This window comes from Allobosea sp. GW821-FHT03A12 (assembly GCF_058986765.1).
Window position 1 is genome coordinate 1 of sequence record NZ_JBYSVZ010000015.1, and the last position, 13,743, is coordinate 13,743.

Annotated in this window: 16 protein-coding genes and 2 tRNA genes; 8 read left to right on the forward strand and 10 right to left on the reverse strand. The window is 66.9% G+C overall.

The annotated features are described in order from the left end of the window. Positions 1-200: 200 nt before the first annotated feature. A complete protein-coding gene (locus AC3WLC_RS31310) occupies positions 201-884 on the forward strand; it encodes a L,D-transpeptidase (RefSeq protein WP_493687804.1) in 684 nt (227 codons plus the stop codon). A gap of 34 nt (positions 885-918) precedes the next feature. Here AC3WLC_RS31310 and AC3WLC_RS31315 read toward each other — a convergent pair whose 3' ends face one another. Then, positions 919-2,088, reverse strand: coding sequence for a GGDEF domain-containing protein (locus tag AC3WLC_RS31315; protein WP_493687805.1), 1,170 nt, complete (start codon positions 2,086-2,088; stop codon positions 919-921). A 401-nt stretch (positions 2,089-2,489) separates the two neighbouring features. Next, entirely contained in the window at positions 2,490-4,160 is a 1,671-nt protein-coding gene (locus AC3WLC_RS31320; RefSeq protein ID WP_493687806.1) for an MFS transporter, read from the reverse strand. A gap of 359 nt (positions 4,161-4,519) precedes the next feature. Here AC3WLC_RS31320 and AC3WLC_RS31325 point away from each other — a divergent pair, with 359 nt between their 5' ends. Continuing rightward, on the forward strand, positions 4,520-4,924 hold the full coding sequence (locus tag AC3WLC_RS31325; RefSeq protein ID WP_493687807.1) for a hypothetical protein: 405 nt from the start codon (positions 4,520-4,522) through the stop codon (positions 4,922-4,924). A gap of 66 nt (positions 4,925-4,990) precedes the next feature. Here AC3WLC_RS31325 and rlmB read toward each other — a convergent pair whose 3' ends face one another. Next, on the reverse strand, positions 4,991-5,779 hold the full coding sequence (gene rlmB / locus AC3WLC_RS31330) for a 23S rRNA (guanosine(2251)-2'-O)-methyltransferase RlmB (RefSeq protein WP_493687808.1): 789 nt from the start codon (positions 5,777-5,779) through the stop codon (positions 4,991-4,993). Positions 5,780-5,886: 107 nt separating this feature from the next. Between rlmB and AC3WLC_RS31335 the strand changes: the two genes are divergently transcribed. The 3 genes from AC3WLC_RS31335 to AC3WLC_RS31345 all read left to right on the forward strand — a co-directional run bounded on the left by AC3WLC_RS31335 (position 5,887) and on the right by AC3WLC_RS31345 (position 7,315). Beyond that, positions 5,887-6,450, forward strand: a complete 564-nt coding sequence (locus AC3WLC_RS31335) for an AAA family ATPase (protein ID WP_493687809.1) — start codon at positions 5,887-5,889, stop codon at positions 6,448-6,450. Positions 6,451-6,499: 49 nt separating this feature from the next. Beyond that, a complete protein-coding gene (locus AC3WLC_RS31340) occupies positions 6,500-7,078 on the forward strand; it encodes a hypothetical protein (RefSeq protein ID WP_493687810.1) in 579 nt (192 codons plus the stop codon). Positions 7,079-7,230: 152 nt separating this feature from the next. Continuing rightward, positions 7,231-7,315: transfer RNA gene (locus tag AC3WLC_RS31345), tRNA-Tyr, on the forward strand. A gap of 203 nt (positions 7,316-7,518) precedes the next feature. Here the strand turns inward: AC3WLC_RS31345 and AC3WLC_RS31350 are convergent. The 3 genes from AC3WLC_RS31350 to AC3WLC_RS31360 all read right to left on the reverse strand — a co-directional run bounded on the left by AC3WLC_RS31350 (position 7,519) and on the right by AC3WLC_RS31360 (position 8,421). Then, positions 7,519-7,665 carry a hypothetical protein gene (locus AC3WLC_RS31350; RefSeq protein ID WP_493687811.1) on the reverse strand — a complete coding sequence of 49 codons (147 nt, stop codon included), beginning with the start codon at positions 7,663-7,665 and terminating at the stop codon, positions 7,519-7,521. A gap of 190 nt (positions 7,666-7,855) precedes the next feature. Beyond that, complete coding sequence (locus AC3WLC_RS31355; protein WP_493687812.1) at positions 7,856-8,125, reverse strand: hypothetical protein; 270 nt, start codon at positions 8,123-8,125, stop codon at positions 7,856-7,858. Positions 8,126-8,181: 56 nt separating this feature from the next. Further along, on the reverse strand, positions 8,182-8,421 hold the full coding sequence (locus AC3WLC_RS31360) for a hypothetical protein (protein ID WP_493687813.1): 240 nt from the start codon (positions 8,419-8,421) through the stop codon (positions 8,182-8,184). A 367-nt stretch (positions 8,422-8,788) separates the two neighbouring features. Between AC3WLC_RS31360 and AC3WLC_RS31365 the strand changes: the two genes are divergently transcribed. Continuing rightward, positions 8,789-9,964, forward strand: a complete 1,176-nt coding sequence (locus AC3WLC_RS31365) for an MFS transporter (protein WP_493687814.1) — start codon at positions 8,789-8,791, stop codon at positions 9,962-9,964. 22 nt (positions 9,965-9,986) lie between these two features. On the opposite strand, the gene AC3WLC_RS31370 is transcribed toward AC3WLC_RS31365, so the two are convergent. Next, positions 9,987-10,109: a hypothetical protein gene (locus tag AC3WLC_RS31370; RefSeq protein WP_493687815.1), complete on the reverse strand. Its 123-nt coding sequence runs from the start codon at positions 10,107-10,109 to the stop codon at positions 9,987-9,989. Between the two features lie 173 nt (positions 10,110-10,282). On the opposite strand from AC3WLC_RS31370, the gene AC3WLC_RS31375 reads away from it, so the two are divergent. Both AC3WLC_RS31375 and AC3WLC_RS31380 read left to right on the forward strand, forming a co-directional pair. Beyond that, positions 10,283-10,420, forward strand: coding sequence for a hypothetical protein (locus AC3WLC_RS31375; protein ID WP_159650377.1), 138 nt, complete (start codon positions 10,283-10,285; stop codon positions 10,418-10,420). 216 nt (positions 10,421-10,636) lie between these two features. Further along, a tRNA-Gly gene (locus tag AC3WLC_RS31380) sits at positions 10,637-10,710 on the forward strand. A gap of 218 nt (positions 10,711-10,928) precedes the next feature. On the opposite strand, the gene AC3WLC_RS31385 is transcribed toward AC3WLC_RS31380, so the two are convergent. From AC3WLC_RS31385 to AC3WLC_RS31395, 3 genes are read right to left on the reverse strand one after another with little or no spacing between them, the layout of a single operon-like run. Continuing rightward, positions 10,929-11,726 (reverse strand): HpcH/HpaI aldolase family protein, encoded by a 798-nt coding sequence (locus tag AC3WLC_RS31385; RefSeq protein WP_493687816.1) that lies wholly within the window; start codon positions 11,724-11,726, stop codon positions 10,929-10,931. A gap of 4 nt (positions 11,727-11,730) precedes the next feature. Next, positions 11,731-13,230, reverse strand: coding sequence for a tripartite tricarboxylate transporter permease (locus tag AC3WLC_RS31390; RefSeq protein ID WP_493687817.1), 1,500 nt, complete (start codon positions 13,228-13,230; stop codon positions 11,731-11,733). Between the two features lie 9 nt (positions 13,231-13,239). Continuing rightward, positions 13,240-13,713 carry a tripartite tricarboxylate transporter TctB family protein gene (locus AC3WLC_RS31395; RefSeq protein ID WP_493687818.1) on the reverse strand — a complete coding sequence of 158 codons (474 nt, stop codon included), beginning with the start codon at positions 13,711-13,713 and terminating at the stop codon, positions 13,240-13,242. Positions 13,714-13,743 lie beyond the last annotated feature (30 nt).

Below are 13,743 nucleotides of genomic sequence, written 5' to 3' on the forward strand. Positions count from 1 at the left end.
TCCACCGCCCTCGGCCTGACCTACTCGGCGGCGATCGGCGAACGCTCCAGAGACCACGCCCTCAAGGGACGCGTCGAGATGAGGTTCTGAGCGAAGCGGAAACTAACGCACCGGCATTCACCGGCTCGTAACCATCTAAGTCGATGCTTTTCAAAAGCCTTGTCTGAGATGTGCCCATGCTGAGCCGCCGATCCTTTACCATGTCGTCCCTGTCGCTCCTCGCCCCCGGTCTCGCCGGCTGCGGCGGAGGGGGCAGCATCGTGGGTCTGCCGGAGATCGCCGCTCCGAGAGGCCCCAACCTGACGCGCACGCTGGCGCGCCCCAACTACGCGCAGGCCTATGTCGAATATCCCGGCGAGCGCTTTCCGGTGCCGGCGGTCGATTATCAGAGCATCGAGCCGCGCTATCTGCGCCAGACGGTCGAGTTCCGCCGGCCTGAGCCGCCGGGCTCGATCGTCGTCGATCCCGGCTCCTATCATCTCTACTTCGTCGAATCGCAGGGCGTCGCGACACGCTATGGCGTCGGCGTCGGCCGCGAGGGCTTCGGCTGGACGGGCCAGGCCAAGATCAACATGAAGCGCGATTGGCCCGACTGGGTGCCGCCGCAGGAGATGATCGAGCGCGACCCGCAAATCAGGGCCCAGCTCGAGCCGACGCCGCGCGGCCCCGGCGTCCGCGGCGGGCCGAAGAGCCCGCTCGGCGCCCGCACCCTCTACCTCTTCGGCGAGGGGCGCGATCTCGGCTACCGCATCCACGGCACGACCGAGCCCTATACCGTCGGGACCAACGTCTCCTCTGGCTGCATCCGGATGATCAACCAGGACATCATCCACCTTTACGCCCGCGTCGCGCTCGGCACGCCGGTCACCGTGCTGCCGGTGTGAGGCGCTGACCGGGCGGGAGGCGCGGCCTGACAGCTCAGGCCGCCGCCGCGGTTCCCATGGGCTCGGCGATCTCGATGCGGTTGCGCCCAAGCAGCTTGGCCTTGTAGAGGGCGCGGTCCGCGGCTGCCAGGAGTGCGCTCAGATCGGCGTTGCCGGCCTGGCTCTCGGCGAGGCCGACGCTGACGGTGGCCGCTATGGCGAGCCCATCGCTGCGCGCTGCCGCCTCGGCAAAGCGCCGCGCTATGCTCTGCCCGACTTCATGCGCGTCCTTCGGCCCCATGCCGGGCAGCAGGATCGCGAACTCCTCACCCCCGAGCCGCGCCGCCATGGCTTCCGGCCCGGCGGCCTCGCTGGCGACATGGGCGAAGAGGATCAGGACCTGATCGCCCGCATCGTGCCCATAGGTGTCGTTGATCGCCTTGAAGTGGTCGAGATCGCAGGCAAGCAGCGTGTGGGACCCGCTCCGCCCTTGGCTGCGCAGGCGCTCGGGGCCGAGCTCGAAGAAGCCCTGGCGGTTGTGGAGCCCGGTCAGGAAGTCGGTGCGAGCATGGGCGAGGAGCTGCGCTCGCTCCTCCTCGCGCACCAGCGCGATCAGGGACATCGGCATCGCGACCGTGAACAGCACGGCCTCGTACATCGTCATCTTGGCGACGACGGGCAGGACGCCGTCGCCGTAGTGCGACACCGCCAGCGGCACGACGAAGGCACGAGCGGCATAGGTCAGGCTGTGACAGGCGAAGACAATGATCGCGACCGGGCGGGAGCGCAGCCCGTTCGCCGTGCCGCTGCGAAACACGGCAAGCGCGGTCAGGGCGCAGATGACGGCGATGGGAAGCGCGCCGATATGGTTCCAGAAGGCGCTGCCCATGCCGGCGCCGCCGACAAACCAGGCCAGGCCGAGGAGAACGAGGAAGCCTGCCAGGAGCGTCAGGCGAAAGCCCTTGCCGTCGAGGGCGAGGACGCCCTGCAGGACCATCGCATAGCCGAGCACCATGACGACATTGGTGAGGGCAGGGCCGGCAATGCCGGGAAGCAGGTTCCGGTACATGGCTAGGAAGCAGCCGAGCGTGAACACGCCATAGGCGGCGGCCCAGATGCCGAGCTCCGCCGACCGCAGGGCGTGCGCCTGTCGCTCCCAGAGCGTCATCGCCGTGGCGACGACCAGTGTTCCGATCGTCAGATACCAGAGGGTCGCAAGATCCATGGGATCGTCATCAGCGATGCCGGCATTGGGTTTCAGGCATGTCGGGCGCGGCCGATCCGCCCAGCATCGGCGACGCTAGCTTAGGTCGGTTAATATCAGCTTGCGGCGATGTCCTGCCATGCGACGGACTGGCTCGCCTCGAGTCTTGGCGGGATTCGTATTCACAATATTTGCGAAATGGTCTCCAAATAAGCGATGAATTCGAGTGATATACTTTGACCGCGCCCGGACGATGCTGAGGCATTTATGTGCCATACAGCTAGGGAAGGCGATAGTATCCGGACGAGGCGGGCACTGCTCTCCGCAAGGCCTCGCCGGGACAGATGATCCGGTTCCCGGCGCTTCAACGCAAAAGCCCCGCCCTTTCGGGCGGGGCTTCGCAGAGCGGTTGGACAAACCGATCAGTCGTTGTCGTAGGTCAGGATGTCGCGGTCCTTGGTCTCGGGCACGAAGAGCATGCCGATGACGAAGGTCATCATCGCGATCACGATCGGGTACCAGAGGCCGTAGAAGATGTCGCCGGTGCCGGCCACCATGGCGAAGGAGGTCGCCGGCAGCAGGCCGCCGAACCAGCCATTGCCGATGTGGTAGGGCAGCGACATGCCGGTGTAGCGGATGCGGGTCGGGAAGAGCTCGACCAGCGCCGCCGCGATCGGGCCGTAGACCATCGTCACATAGATGACGAGCACGGTCAGGATCGCGATGATCGTCAGCGACTGCGCGTTGAACAGCGCGCTGAGGAAGCCGGTCTTGACGATGCGGGCGTCGCCCGGCGCCGGATAGCCGGCCGCGACCGCTTCCTTGCCGATATTGGCGGCGAAGCCGGCGTCGATCGCCACATCCTTGCCGTTGACCGTGACCTTGGCCGCCGTGCCGGCGGGAGCCGGAGCCAGCGTGTACTGGATGGCCTGCGCGGCCAGCGTGCGGCGGGCGACGTCGCAGGGCTGGGTGAAGGTGCGCACGCCGACCGGATCGAAGACCGAGCCGCAGGTGGCGGGATCGGCGACGACCTGGACCTTGACGTTCTCATGCGCCGCGGCGAGGCCCGGGTTGGCCGCCTTGGTGAGCGCGCCGAACAGCGGGAAATAGGTCAGCGCAGCGATCAGGCAGCCCGCCAGGATGACCGGCTTGCGGCCGATCTTGTCGGACAGCGAGCCGAACAGGATGAAGCCGCCGGTGCCGAGGATGAGCGCCCAGGCGATCAGCACGTTCGAGGTGTAGAGATCGACCTTGAGGATGCTCTGGATGAAGAACAGCGCGTAGAACTGGCCAGTGTACCAGACGACGGCCTGGCCGGCGGTGAGGCCGAACAGCGCGAGCAGCGCGATCTTGGCGTTCTTCCACTGGCCGAAGGCCTCGGAGAGCGGAGCCTTGGAGCCGGTGCCCTCGGCCTTCATCTTCTGGAAGGCAGGCGATTCCTGCATCTGCAGGCGGATCCAGACCGAGATGGCGAGCAGGAAGACCGACATCAGGAACGGAATGCGCCAGCCCCAGGCGGCGAAATCGGCCTCGCCCATGACGGTGCGGATGCCCAGGATGACGATCAGCGACAGTAGCAGGCCGAGCGTCGCCGTGGTCTGGATCCAGGAGGTGTAGAAGCCGCGCCGTCCCGGGGGAGCGTGCTCGGCGACATAGACCGCCGCGCCGCCATACTCACCGCCGAGCGCCAGGCCCTGCAGCATGCGCAGCGCGATCAGGATGACCGGTGCGACCCAGCCGATGCTGTTGTAGCTCGGGAGCAGGCCGACCAGGAAGGTCGAGGCGCCCATGATCAGGATGGTGACGAGGAAGGTGTACTTGCGGCCGATCAGGTCACCGAGCCGGCCGAAGAACAGCGCGCCGAACGGACGCACCAGGAAGCCCGCGGCGAAGGCCAGCAGCGCGAAGATGGCGCGCGTATTGGCGTCGAAGGCCGAGAAGAAATGCGCGCCGATCATCGTGGCGAGCGAGCCGTACAGGTAGAAATCGTACCATTCGAAGACCGTGCCCAGGGAGGAGGCCACGATGACCTTCCGTTCCTCCCTGGTCATCGGGCGCGGTCCAGCCGCCCCGGATGCCTGTGCCATGCTCATGAAGCGCTCCCGTCTTAGTCGTTCCCCCGGATACGCGGACCATCCGCTGCATCCTCACGCCGCCTTGCCGGCGGTTCTTCGCTTGGAGCCGGGCGAGCCGGCTCAGGGCAAAGGCCTTTGAAAAGCCAAGTTTGATAGGCTAGGAATGCGTCCGCCCCCGGCAATCTTCAACCGAGCACTTGGTCTTGCACCGAAAGGCGTAAGACGAAGGATTGAGCGTTCTGTGGGGCGATCCGGTTCCGAATTCCGTGATGACTCGCCTTGCCGGACGCAAGCCGCTAACCTTTCGCTAACCATATCGCCCCCGGGGCTGATGGTGAGCGCAGGAAGGGGAGGTGGCGATGAGAGATCGCTCCGCAATGCCTCTGGGTATCGTGTTCGCGGGACTTTGCGTCGCCGCGTCTCCGGCTGCCGCCGCGCCCGGTTTCGGCGCGGCGCCGCCGGCCGGTCTGTCCGGCCCGGTTCCGCGGTTCGCGCCGATGCGGTCGGGTGTGCGACCGGGCCATGTCCGCCACGGCCGTGCCGGCTTCTACGGCGACGGCTATTCCGGGCTCTATGGCTGGCCGGGCGACCAGCGGGTCGTGGTCGTCGTGCCGGAGGCGAGCGAGCCGCCTCCCGAGAAAGAGCGCTCGATTCCCGTCGCGATCGGCATTCCGCGCCCGCCTGCGGCCGATCCGGTGCTCTATCGAATCGAAACGCGCAGGGGCCAGCCTGTAGTCAGGGTCATGCGCTTCGGCAGCGACGGCCGGGTGGCACGGCGCTGAGGCTCAGATCACAATTGTCGCATCGGATTTATCCGAAAAGTGGCTTCCACTTTTGGGACCGATGCTTCAGCGCCTCGTCGCCGCGTAGAGTGCGATCGCGGTCGCGTTCGAGACGTTGAGGCTCTTGATCGCGCCGGGCATGTCGAGCCGGGCGAGATGGTCGCAGAGTTCGCGCGAACGCTGGCGCAGGCCCTTGCCCTCAGCGCCCATCACCAATACCAGCGGTTTGCGCAGCGGGACCTCGTCGAGCGAGACGTCCCCTTCCGAATCGAAGCCGAGCCGCAGGAAGCCGCGCTCGCCCAGCTTCTCCAGCGCATCTCCCAGATTCTTCACCGCGACCAGCGGCACGTGCTCGAGCGCGCCCGAGGCGGATTTCGCCAGCACGCCCGTCGCCGCCGGCGAGTGCCGGATGGTGACGATCACCGCGGCGACCGCAAAGGCCGCGGCCGAGCGCAGGATCGCCCCGACATTGTGCGGATCGGTGATCTGGTCGAGCGCCAGCACGATCGCGTCGTCCGGCAGGCTGTCGAGATCGGGCGAGGGCAGGGGATCGCAGACGAGATAGAGTCCCTGGTGGACGGCGTCGGGCGTCAGCAGCCGGTCGATCTGCGAGGGCCGCACCATCTCAGGCACCAGCGGCAACTCGCCGACCTCCTCGGTCAGGCGTTTCAGCGCGTTCTCGGTGGCGAGCAGCTTGCGGAAGCGCCGGCGCGGATTGCGCAGCGCCTCGATCACCGGATGGGCGCCGTAGAGGATCGCCTCGTCGATCTCGCCGGGCCGGTGCGGCGGCGGGCCGTCACGATCCGGACGGCCGCGGCGATTCTGGAAACGGGGGCGGGACGGGGCGGACATCATGGCTCCGGAAAGGTGACGCCATGCCCTGCCACGGCGCGGCCGGCTTGGCCAGCCTGAAGGCTGGGATGCGGGACTTTCGACTCACTCATCACAAGGAGACAATGCGGATGACCAAGACGAATGAGCACCTGTTCGTGCTGACCGGCGGGCCCGGCGCCGGCAAGACCACCTTGCTGGCCGCGCTGGCCGCCGCAGGTCATGCGGTGGCGCCGGAGGCCGGCCGGGCGATCATCCGCGACCAGCTTGCCATCGACGGGCCGGCCTTGCCCTGGCGCGACCGGGCCCTGTTCGCCGAGTCGATGCTGAATTTCGACCTGCGCTCCTATCATGAGGCACAGGCGACGGAGGCTCCGGTCTTTTTCGACCGCGGTGTGCCCGACAGCATCGGCTATCTCAGGCTCTGCGGACTGCCGGTGCCGGAGCATTTCGATCGCGCGGCTCGTGCCTTCCGTTATGCCTGTATCGTGTTCGCGGCGCCGCCCTGGCGCGAAATCTATGCGCAGGATGCCGAACGCAAGCAGGATTTCGCCGAGGCCGAGCGCACCTATGCGGCGGTCACCGCGGCCTATCGCGAGCAGGGCTACGACCTGGTCGAACTGCCGAGCGCCGATGTCGAGACGCGCGCTGCCTTCGTGCTCGACCGCGTGCGAGGCCGCGCTTCCGATAGGTAAGGATCCGCGCTAGGCTCGGGGCTTCGCCGCTGCCTTGAGGAGGCGCGTCATGGCGGAAAGCGCGCAGGCCGGCTCGATGCGCTCGGGCCGGACGCTGAACCATTTGGTGCCGGGGCGCGATTGCGGCGACTGCGTCGCCTGCTGCGAGGCGCTACGCATCGTCGATCCCGATGTCGGCAAGCCCGCGGGCATCATGTGCCGCCACAACACCGGCACCGGCTGCGGCATCTACGAGACGCGCCCGGGCATCTGCCGTACCTGGTTCTGCCTGTGGCGGCGCATCGACGCCATGCCGGACGCGGCGCGGCCGGACCGTTGCGGCGTGATCTTCTGCCTGGAGGGCGAGGACGACCATCCGAATCCGTTCGCGCGCTTCTGCGTCGTGGCGCGGCCGGTCGGCAGTTCACGGGCGTTGCGCAGCAGCCTAGTCAAGCAGGTTATCGCCATGTTCGCCCGGCAAGGCGAGCTGCCGGTCTGGGTGCATCGCCATGGCGTGCGCAGCCTGATTCACCCGTCGCCCGATCTCGCCGATGCGATCGAGCGGCCGGACACGACGCCGTTCCAGGCCTTCGTGCCGGCTGCCATGGACTGGCGCAGGCGTCATCGCGCCAACTGGCCGCAGGGCTAGGAGGTGCTCGGTACGATTGCTTGTCGTTAGATGGCTTTTAGGCGTTGACAGGCGGCGGCCCTCTCCTCATAAGTCCGCCCGCGCCTGCCGCCCTTCACAAAAGTGAAACAGGCGGTTGCGGTCGATCCTTCGGGTTCGGCTTGCGGCAAGGCGGGGGAATGTCCCGAGCGGCAAAGGGGGCGGACTGTAAATCCGCTGGCTATGCCTTCGCAGGTTCGAGTCCTGCTTCCCCCACCACCTTGCTCTTCGAGCGTTGATTTCATTCTTTTTTGACACGTTGCCTGCGCCCAGTGATCCGGCGCGAGAATAGACGTTCGGTTCCGGAAGCAGAGTTCCGCGGCCTCTTGAGTTAGGCGCTGACAGCTTGCTTTCGGCGACTGCGGATTTGCCGGCGCGCAGAGTGACCAAAGCCCGGCCTTGGCAGGTCGGGCTTTCTCGTCTCATCGTCGTTTTGGCTTTTTCAGCAACCCCGCCTCGATTGCGAGTTCGAGGTCGATCTCGGCGATATCGGTGCTGGTCAGCTTCAGGTCACGTCTCAGTCTGCGTTGGGTTTCGAGGTCGATGGGATCTTCGGTCGATAGCGGCATCTCAGCAGCCGGCCGCTTCCGGCTATTAGGCTTAGGCATTAGCCCTATACGCCCGAGAGGCGGGTACGGATGCGGCGCCTGTGGATTTTCTTGCGTAGCAGGCGACCAGCCTTGGCTGGCCGCGTTTGCTGGTTTGCCACCGACCCATTCTCGCCATGTCGTGACGACAGCGTGCCGCTGCACTTAGGTGTCAGTTGCCCTTGATGAGGTCGACGATCCCACCCACCATGGAGCCTGCGCCCCCGGCGGCCACGGTGGAGCCACCGATCATCGAGGCGACGAAGCCGACGGAGGCGCCGGTGGCCACCGCTGGAGCGAAAGCGATGGTGGCGGCCACAAGTCCGACGCCGGCGGCCGCGCCGCCGATGATGCCCTGCCAGGACGCACCACCGACCACCAGATCGAGGTCGTGGTCCGCGAGGGCGCTGCTGCAGTCGTTCTGGAATGAGATGTTGGTCATCGGCGTTTTCCTTTGGAGTTCTGGTTATTTGACGGGCGGAAGGAGCAGGCGTCGGTTCACTTCACGAGATCGATGACCTTGCCGACGCCGGTGCCGATGGCTCCGCCAATTCCGGCAGCGGCACCTGCGATCACGGCTCCTGCAGCAGCCGTGGCGAAGGCGGGCAAAGCCACCACGGCTCCGACGCCCGCAACCACGCCTCCCGTCACCGCGCCCACAGCGGTCCAATTCACGCCACCGGCGACGTCCTCCAGGGCTTCGTCATTCAGGGCGATGGCTTCGATCGTTGCGTTCATGTTCGTCTCCCTTTTCTGGCGGCCAACCGGCCGGCTTTCGATGGGAAGACGTTAGATCCCGCCCGCTGACACCAACCTTACAGCGGGCGCCTGGTACGGTTGGCAGGAGCTGCCCAACCTCGGCCGGCCTCAGCAGGCGGAGGCGTCTCAAACTCAGATCGGCCCGCCATAGCTCAGCGATGAGGCGCACGCCTTGTTGGTCCGCCCCGTTTGTGACGAACCGCTTCCCCCGCCACCTTCGCCTTCCCCGAATCCGAGCGAGCTGATAGCCTCTCCGGATCGGCTATTCGGGTATGACGGTGCAGTGACAGCAAAGACCCAAGGGGGCGGTTCTGTCGCCGCGCTCGGCGCCATTGTTGCAGGAGCCTTGATCCTGCAGGTCGCCGGCACGATCGTGAACACGGTCGTGCCGCTGCAGATGGCGATCGCGAACCAGCCGCCACTGCTGATCGGCCTCGTCGCCTCGGCCTATTCGCTCGGCTTCCTGATCGGCTGCTTCGTCAACCCCTCGCTCGTCCGCCGCGTCGGCCATATCCGCGGCTTTGCCGTGTTCGCCGCGCTTCAGGCAGTCTCGACGCTGAGCTTTCCCATGCTGCCGGAAGCCTGGTGGGGAATCTCGCGGCTGGTCATGGGCCTGGCGGCGGCCGGCCACGGTATCTGCATCGAGAGCTGGATCAGCGGGCAGGCCAACCGGTCGCAGCGCGGCCGGATCTTCGGCATCTACCAGATCCTCAACCGCGTCGCGCTGATCGGTTCGCAGATCGGCGTCGGCTATGTCGCGATCCAGTCGCAGGACGTCTTCCTCTTCGCCAGCATGGCCTTCTCGGTCGCGCTGATCCCGGTGGCGCTGACGCGGGCGAGGGGCCCAGAATCGAGCGAGATCGTCTCGGTCGGCCTGCGGACGCTGTGGCAGCAGGCGCCGGCCGCCGTAGTCGGCTGCCTTTATGTCGGCATGGTCGGCGGCCCGCTGACCAGCGTCGCGCCTGCTTATGGCATTCTCTCCGGCCTCGACCAGCGAGCCACCATCCTGCTCACCGCCGGCATCCAGATCGGCGCGCTGCTGCTGCAATGGCCGATGAGCCTGCTGGCGGACCGGGTCGCCAGCAGGCTCATCATGCTGGTCGCCACAAGCACCGTCGCGGTGGTCGCGGCCGGCCTGATGATGCTCCTGGAGGTCGACGCCGCCCATGGCCGGATCTGGCTTTTCGGCCTGTTCGCCCTGATCGGCGGCTGCAGCGTCCCGCTCTACACGGTCGCGGTCACGCACGCCTATTTCCGCATGGGGCGCGACCAGGCTGTCGGGCTCTCGGCGCAGCTCCTGTTCCTCTGGGGCACCGGCTCGGCGATCGGGCCGCTGGCTGCGACCCTGCTGATGCAGCTTCGGGGGCCACAGGGCATGCTGATCTACCTTGTCGGGCTGTCGGTCGCCGTCGCCATCTATATCGCGCTGCGAATCTCGCGGGTTCCGTCTCCGCCCATCGTCGAAAGCGAGCGCAGCGCCAGCGGGCCGACGATTCCCGATATCGAGATGACCAAGCGTTAGGATCGGGGCGGAGCGACGCCGATCAGAGTTCGAGCAGCAGCAGGGCCAGCACGCCCATGCCGTGGATCAGCATCATCAACGGCCGCGGTATCGCCGAGATGATCTCGGCCCTGAACGGGCAATAGAGCTCGCCGAGTTCGGACATGTTGTTTTCCCCCAGCCTATCGGTATCAGGCTCGAGGTGCTCTATCGCCCCCCATTTGGGGGGCTTCGACACTCACTTTTAGTTCAATGGGACTCGAAATTTGCTCTTCCTCCCCCAAATGGGGGCTGCCGTGGGGCGCGGCGTCGTTAGATTTGCCGCCGGGGAGACGGATGATGGGGATTACGCTTTTCAGCACAGCCGTGGCTGCGGCCGGCGCGCTGGCCTTCGGTACGCTCGTCGGCGGGGCGGCGCTCGGCCTGTTCACCGGCGCGGCGATCTGGCTCGGCCAGCGTGCCTTGAGCGATATGTGAGCTTGCGCCCGCACACCTCAGGTGGATGAGGCCATCTTCTTCGCCGGGATGGGTTGACACTGACCGGTCCGATGCGGAATTTGGCGGCCGGCGCGGGTGCAGCTCAATGGTAGAGCAGCAGCCTTGACGCGCCACCTCAGAAAACCTTCAAGCTGACGAGGTGGCCAAATTCGGGCTAGCCGCGCTGCCGGGGGTTTGATAAGGCGTCTGGGACGCGCGGGCGTAGCTTAGTGGTAAAGCACTAGCCTTCCAAGCTAGCTATGAGGGTTCGATTCCCTCCGCCCGCTCCATTCCGCGCCGGTACCTCTTCCCAGTTTTGTTTTGCTCGACGGCTAGGGCTTGTGCACAAGGGTTGCCCGGCGCCCCCCACACAGCGCAGTAGCCGGGTGATCCGAGACCATTTGCTGGAGGCTGGAGTTTCCGGCCTTCGATCACGGCGGTGGGCTGGGTGCTCCGCCGCTCCAAGCGAATCTGGCAGCAGCTTCCGGATGCGATCAAGGAGTGAGCGCTACTCGGTGAGCAGGGCGTGGGCCGCCCGTGCCCGTTGCTGGGCGGCGCCGAGCAGGAAATTCAAGTCGGCCCCGGTCGAGACGAAGCGGGCGCCCATGGCGGCATAGGTCTTCATCAAATCGGGCCGGGCGGCGAGCCCGCCGAGCCCGGCATGCTTGCCGGCGCGCCGGCAGGCCGCGATGACAGCCGAGATGGCGTCATGCAGGCGCGGATGGTCGAACTTGCCGGGGCTGCCGAGATCGGCGGCAAGGTCGACCGCGCCGATGAAGGCGATGTCGACGCCCTCGACCGCGACGATCTCCTCGACCTCAGCGACGCCGTCGCCGGACTCGATCATCACGATCACCATCGTCAGGGCGTTGATGAAGGCCATCGCCTCGGCGTTCGGATAACTGCGGAAGCGGGTCAGCGGCGACAGGCTGGCGACGCCGCGCGAGCCCAGCGGCGCGAACTTGGCAGCATCGACGATCCGGCGCGCCTCTTCGGCCGAGCGGACATGCGGGGCGATGATGCCCATGGCGCCCCCTTCGAAGGCGCGGGCGATGTGCTCCGGCTGGTTTGCCGGCAGCCGGACCAGCGGGGTGATGCCCATGTCGAGCGCGGCGAGGCAGATCTGCCCGGTCGTCTCGGCGCTGAACATCGCGTGCTCGAGATCGACATAGATCGAGTCGAGCCCAGCGGTGGCGGCGATGCGGGCGATCTCGACGCCGCGGACCAGCCGCACCGCCATGGTCGCGGCGATCTCGTCGCGCGCCAGCCGCTCCTTGACGCGATTGCGCGGCAGGTCGCTGTCCACGGGCTCACTCCTGGAAGGCTTCGGCGCGCTTCTTCTGCAGCGAGGGCAGCAGCACGAGCACCAGGAGGAGGGCGGCGAGCGCCAGCATGGCCGCGCTGATCGGCCGCTGCAGGAAGACCATCGGATCGCTGCGCGAGAGCAGCAGGGCCCGCCGCAGGTACTCTTCCATCATCGGGCCGATGATGAAGCCGAGGAGCATCGGCGCCGGCTCCATGCCGAGCTTGGCGCAGAGATAGCCGAAGAAGCCGAAGCCGACCATCAGCACAATGTCGAAGGTGCTGTTGCTCAGGCTGAAGACGCCGATGGCGCAGAACACCAGGATGGTCGGGAAGAGGTAGTGGTAGGGCACCATGATCATGCGCGCCCATAGCCCGATCAGCGGCAGGTTGAGCAGGACCAGGAAGACATTGCCGATCCACATCGAGGCGACGATGCCCCAGAACAGGGTCGGCTGCTCGGTCAGCACCGCCGGGCCGGGCTGGATGCCCTGGATCACCATGGCGCCGACCATCAAGGCCATCACCGGGTTCGAGGGGATGCCGAGCGTCAGCATCGGGATGAAGGAGGTCTGGGCGCCGGCATTGTTGGCCGATTCCGGGGCCGCCACGCCCTCGATCGCGCCCTTGCCGAATTGCGCGCGGTTGGGCGAGACCTTCTTCTCCAGCGCATAGGCGGCGAAGGAGGCGAGCATCGCGCCGCCGCCCGGCAGGATGCCGAGGGCCGAGCCGAGCAAGGTGCCGCGCAGCACCGGCGCGACGATGCGCTTCAGGTCGGCGCGCGTCGGCATCAGCCCGCCGATCTTGCGCGAGATGATCGAGCGCGCCTCGCCCTGTTCGAGATTGTGGATGATCTCGCCGAGGCCGAAGACGCCCATCGCCACCACGACGAAGTTCACCCCGTCATAGAGCTGCGGCATGCCGAAGGTGAAGCGCGGGATGCCGGAATTGACGTCGAGGCCGATCAGCCCGAGGAGCAGGCCGAGCAGGATCATGCCGACCGCCTTCAGCACGGAGCCATTGGCCAGCACCACCGAGGCGACGAGGCCGAGCACCATCAGCGAGAAGTATTCGGCCGGGCCGAAGGTCAGCGCCACCACGGCAAGCGGCGGGGCGAACAGCGCCAGCAGCAGCGTCGCGGCGCAGCCGGCGAAGAAGGAGCCGAGCGCCGCCGTCGCCAGCGCCTTGCCGGCCTCGCCGTTGCGGGCCATCGCATAGCCGTCGAGCGCCGTGACGATCGAGGAGGATTCGCCCGGCAGATTGACCAGGATCGCCGTGGTCGAGCCGCCATATTGGGCGCCGTAGTAGATGCCGGACAGCATGATCAGCGAGGTCACCGGCGGCAGCGCGAAGGTCGCCGGCAGCAGCATCGCGATGGTCGCGAGCGGGCCGAGCCCCGGAAGCACGCCGACGGCGGTGCCGAGGATGGTGCCGATCAGGCAATAGAACAGGTTGGTCAGGGTGAAGGCGGTCGAGAAGCCGAGCGCGAGATTGTCGAAGAGCTCCATCGCGCCGCCTCAGAAACCGAGCCAGGGGCCGAGAGCCGGGATCGGCAGCCCGAGCAGCGTGACGAAGGTGAGCACGCTGAAGGCGGAGAGTCCGACTGCCAGCGCTAGGAAAGGCCAGAGCCGGAACTGCTCGCTGGCGAGTCCCGAGATCATCACCAGCAGCACGGTCGAGGGCGCAAGACCGAGCCCTTCGACCGTGACGCCGAACAGGCCGCTGGCGACGAGCACGAGCGCGGCCTTGCGCCAGGCCAGACCCGTCACCGCCTCGCCCGACGACAGGAACGCCTGGATGACGAGGATGAGGCCGATGACGGCGAGCACGCCGCCGAGCGCGGTCGGGAAATAGCCCGGCCCCATGCGCCCGGCATGACCCATCGCATAGCCGCGGGCCAGCGCCATCGCCAGCAGGCCGAAGCCGATGAAGATCAGGCCGGACCAGAGATCCTTGCTGCCGGCGATGCGCCCGGGCGCTTTGCTGCTCATGTCATGGGTCTCGATGTCGAAAGCTCAGGC

Bases quoted from the DNA above. Each gene is read 5' to 3' on its own strand.
- AC3WLC_RS31325 (WP_493687807.1), top strand. From the start codon at position 4,520: ATGCCTCTGGGTATCGTGTTCGCGGGACTTTGCGTCGCCGCGTCTCCG.
- AC3WLC_RS31335 (WP_493687809.1), top strand. From the start codon at position 5,887: ATGACCAAGACGAATGAGCACCTGTTCGTGCTGACCGGCGGGCCCGGC.
- rlmB (WP_493687808.1), bottom strand. From the start codon at position 5,779: ATGATGTCCGCCCCGTCCCGCCCCCGTTTCCAGAATCGCCGCGGCCGT.
- AC3WLC_RS31340 (WP_493687810.1), top strand. From the start codon at position 6,500: ATGGCGGAAAGCGCGCAGGCCGGCTCGATGCGCTCGGGCCGGACGCTG.
- AC3WLC_RS31370 (WP_493687815.1), bottom strand. From the start codon at position 10,109: ATGTCCGAACTCGGCGAGCTCTATTGCCCGTTCAGGGCCGAGATCATC.
- AC3WLC_RS31360 (WP_493687813.1), bottom strand. From the start codon at position 8,421: ATGAACGCAACGATCGAAGCCATCGCCCTGAATGACGAAGCCCTGGAG.
- AC3WLC_RS31350 (WP_493687811.1), bottom strand. From the start codon at position 7,665: ATGCCGCTATCGACCGAAGATCCCATCGACCTCGAAACCCAACGCAGA.
- AC3WLC_RS31310 (WP_493687804.1), top strand. From the start codon at position 201: ATGTCGTCCCTGTCGCTCCTCGCCCCCGGTCTCGCCGGCTGCGGCGGA.
- AC3WLC_RS31355 (WP_493687812.1), bottom strand. From the start codon at position 8,125: ATGACCAACATCTCATTCCAGAACGACTGCAGCAGCGCCCTCGCGGAC.
- AC3WLC_RS31320 (WP_493687806.1), bottom strand. From the start codon at position 4,160: ATGAGCATGGCACAGGCATCCGGGGCGGCTGGACCGCGCCCGATGACC.
- AC3WLC_RS31395 (WP_493687818.1), bottom strand. From the start codon at position 13,713: ATGAGCAGCAAAGCGCCCGGGCGCATCGCCGGCAGCAAGGATCTCTGG.
- AC3WLC_RS31375 (WP_159650377.1), top strand. From the start codon at position 10,283: ATGGGGATTACGCTTTTCAGCACAGCCGTGGCTGCGGCCGGCGCGCTG.
- AC3WLC_RS31390 (WP_493687817.1), bottom strand. From the start codon at position 13,230: ATGGAGCTCTTCGACAATCTCGCGCTCGGCTTCTCGACCGCCTTCACC.
- AC3WLC_RS31315 (WP_493687805.1), bottom strand. From the start codon at position 2,088: ATGGATCTTGCGACCCTCTGGTATCTGACGATCGGAACACTGGTCGTC.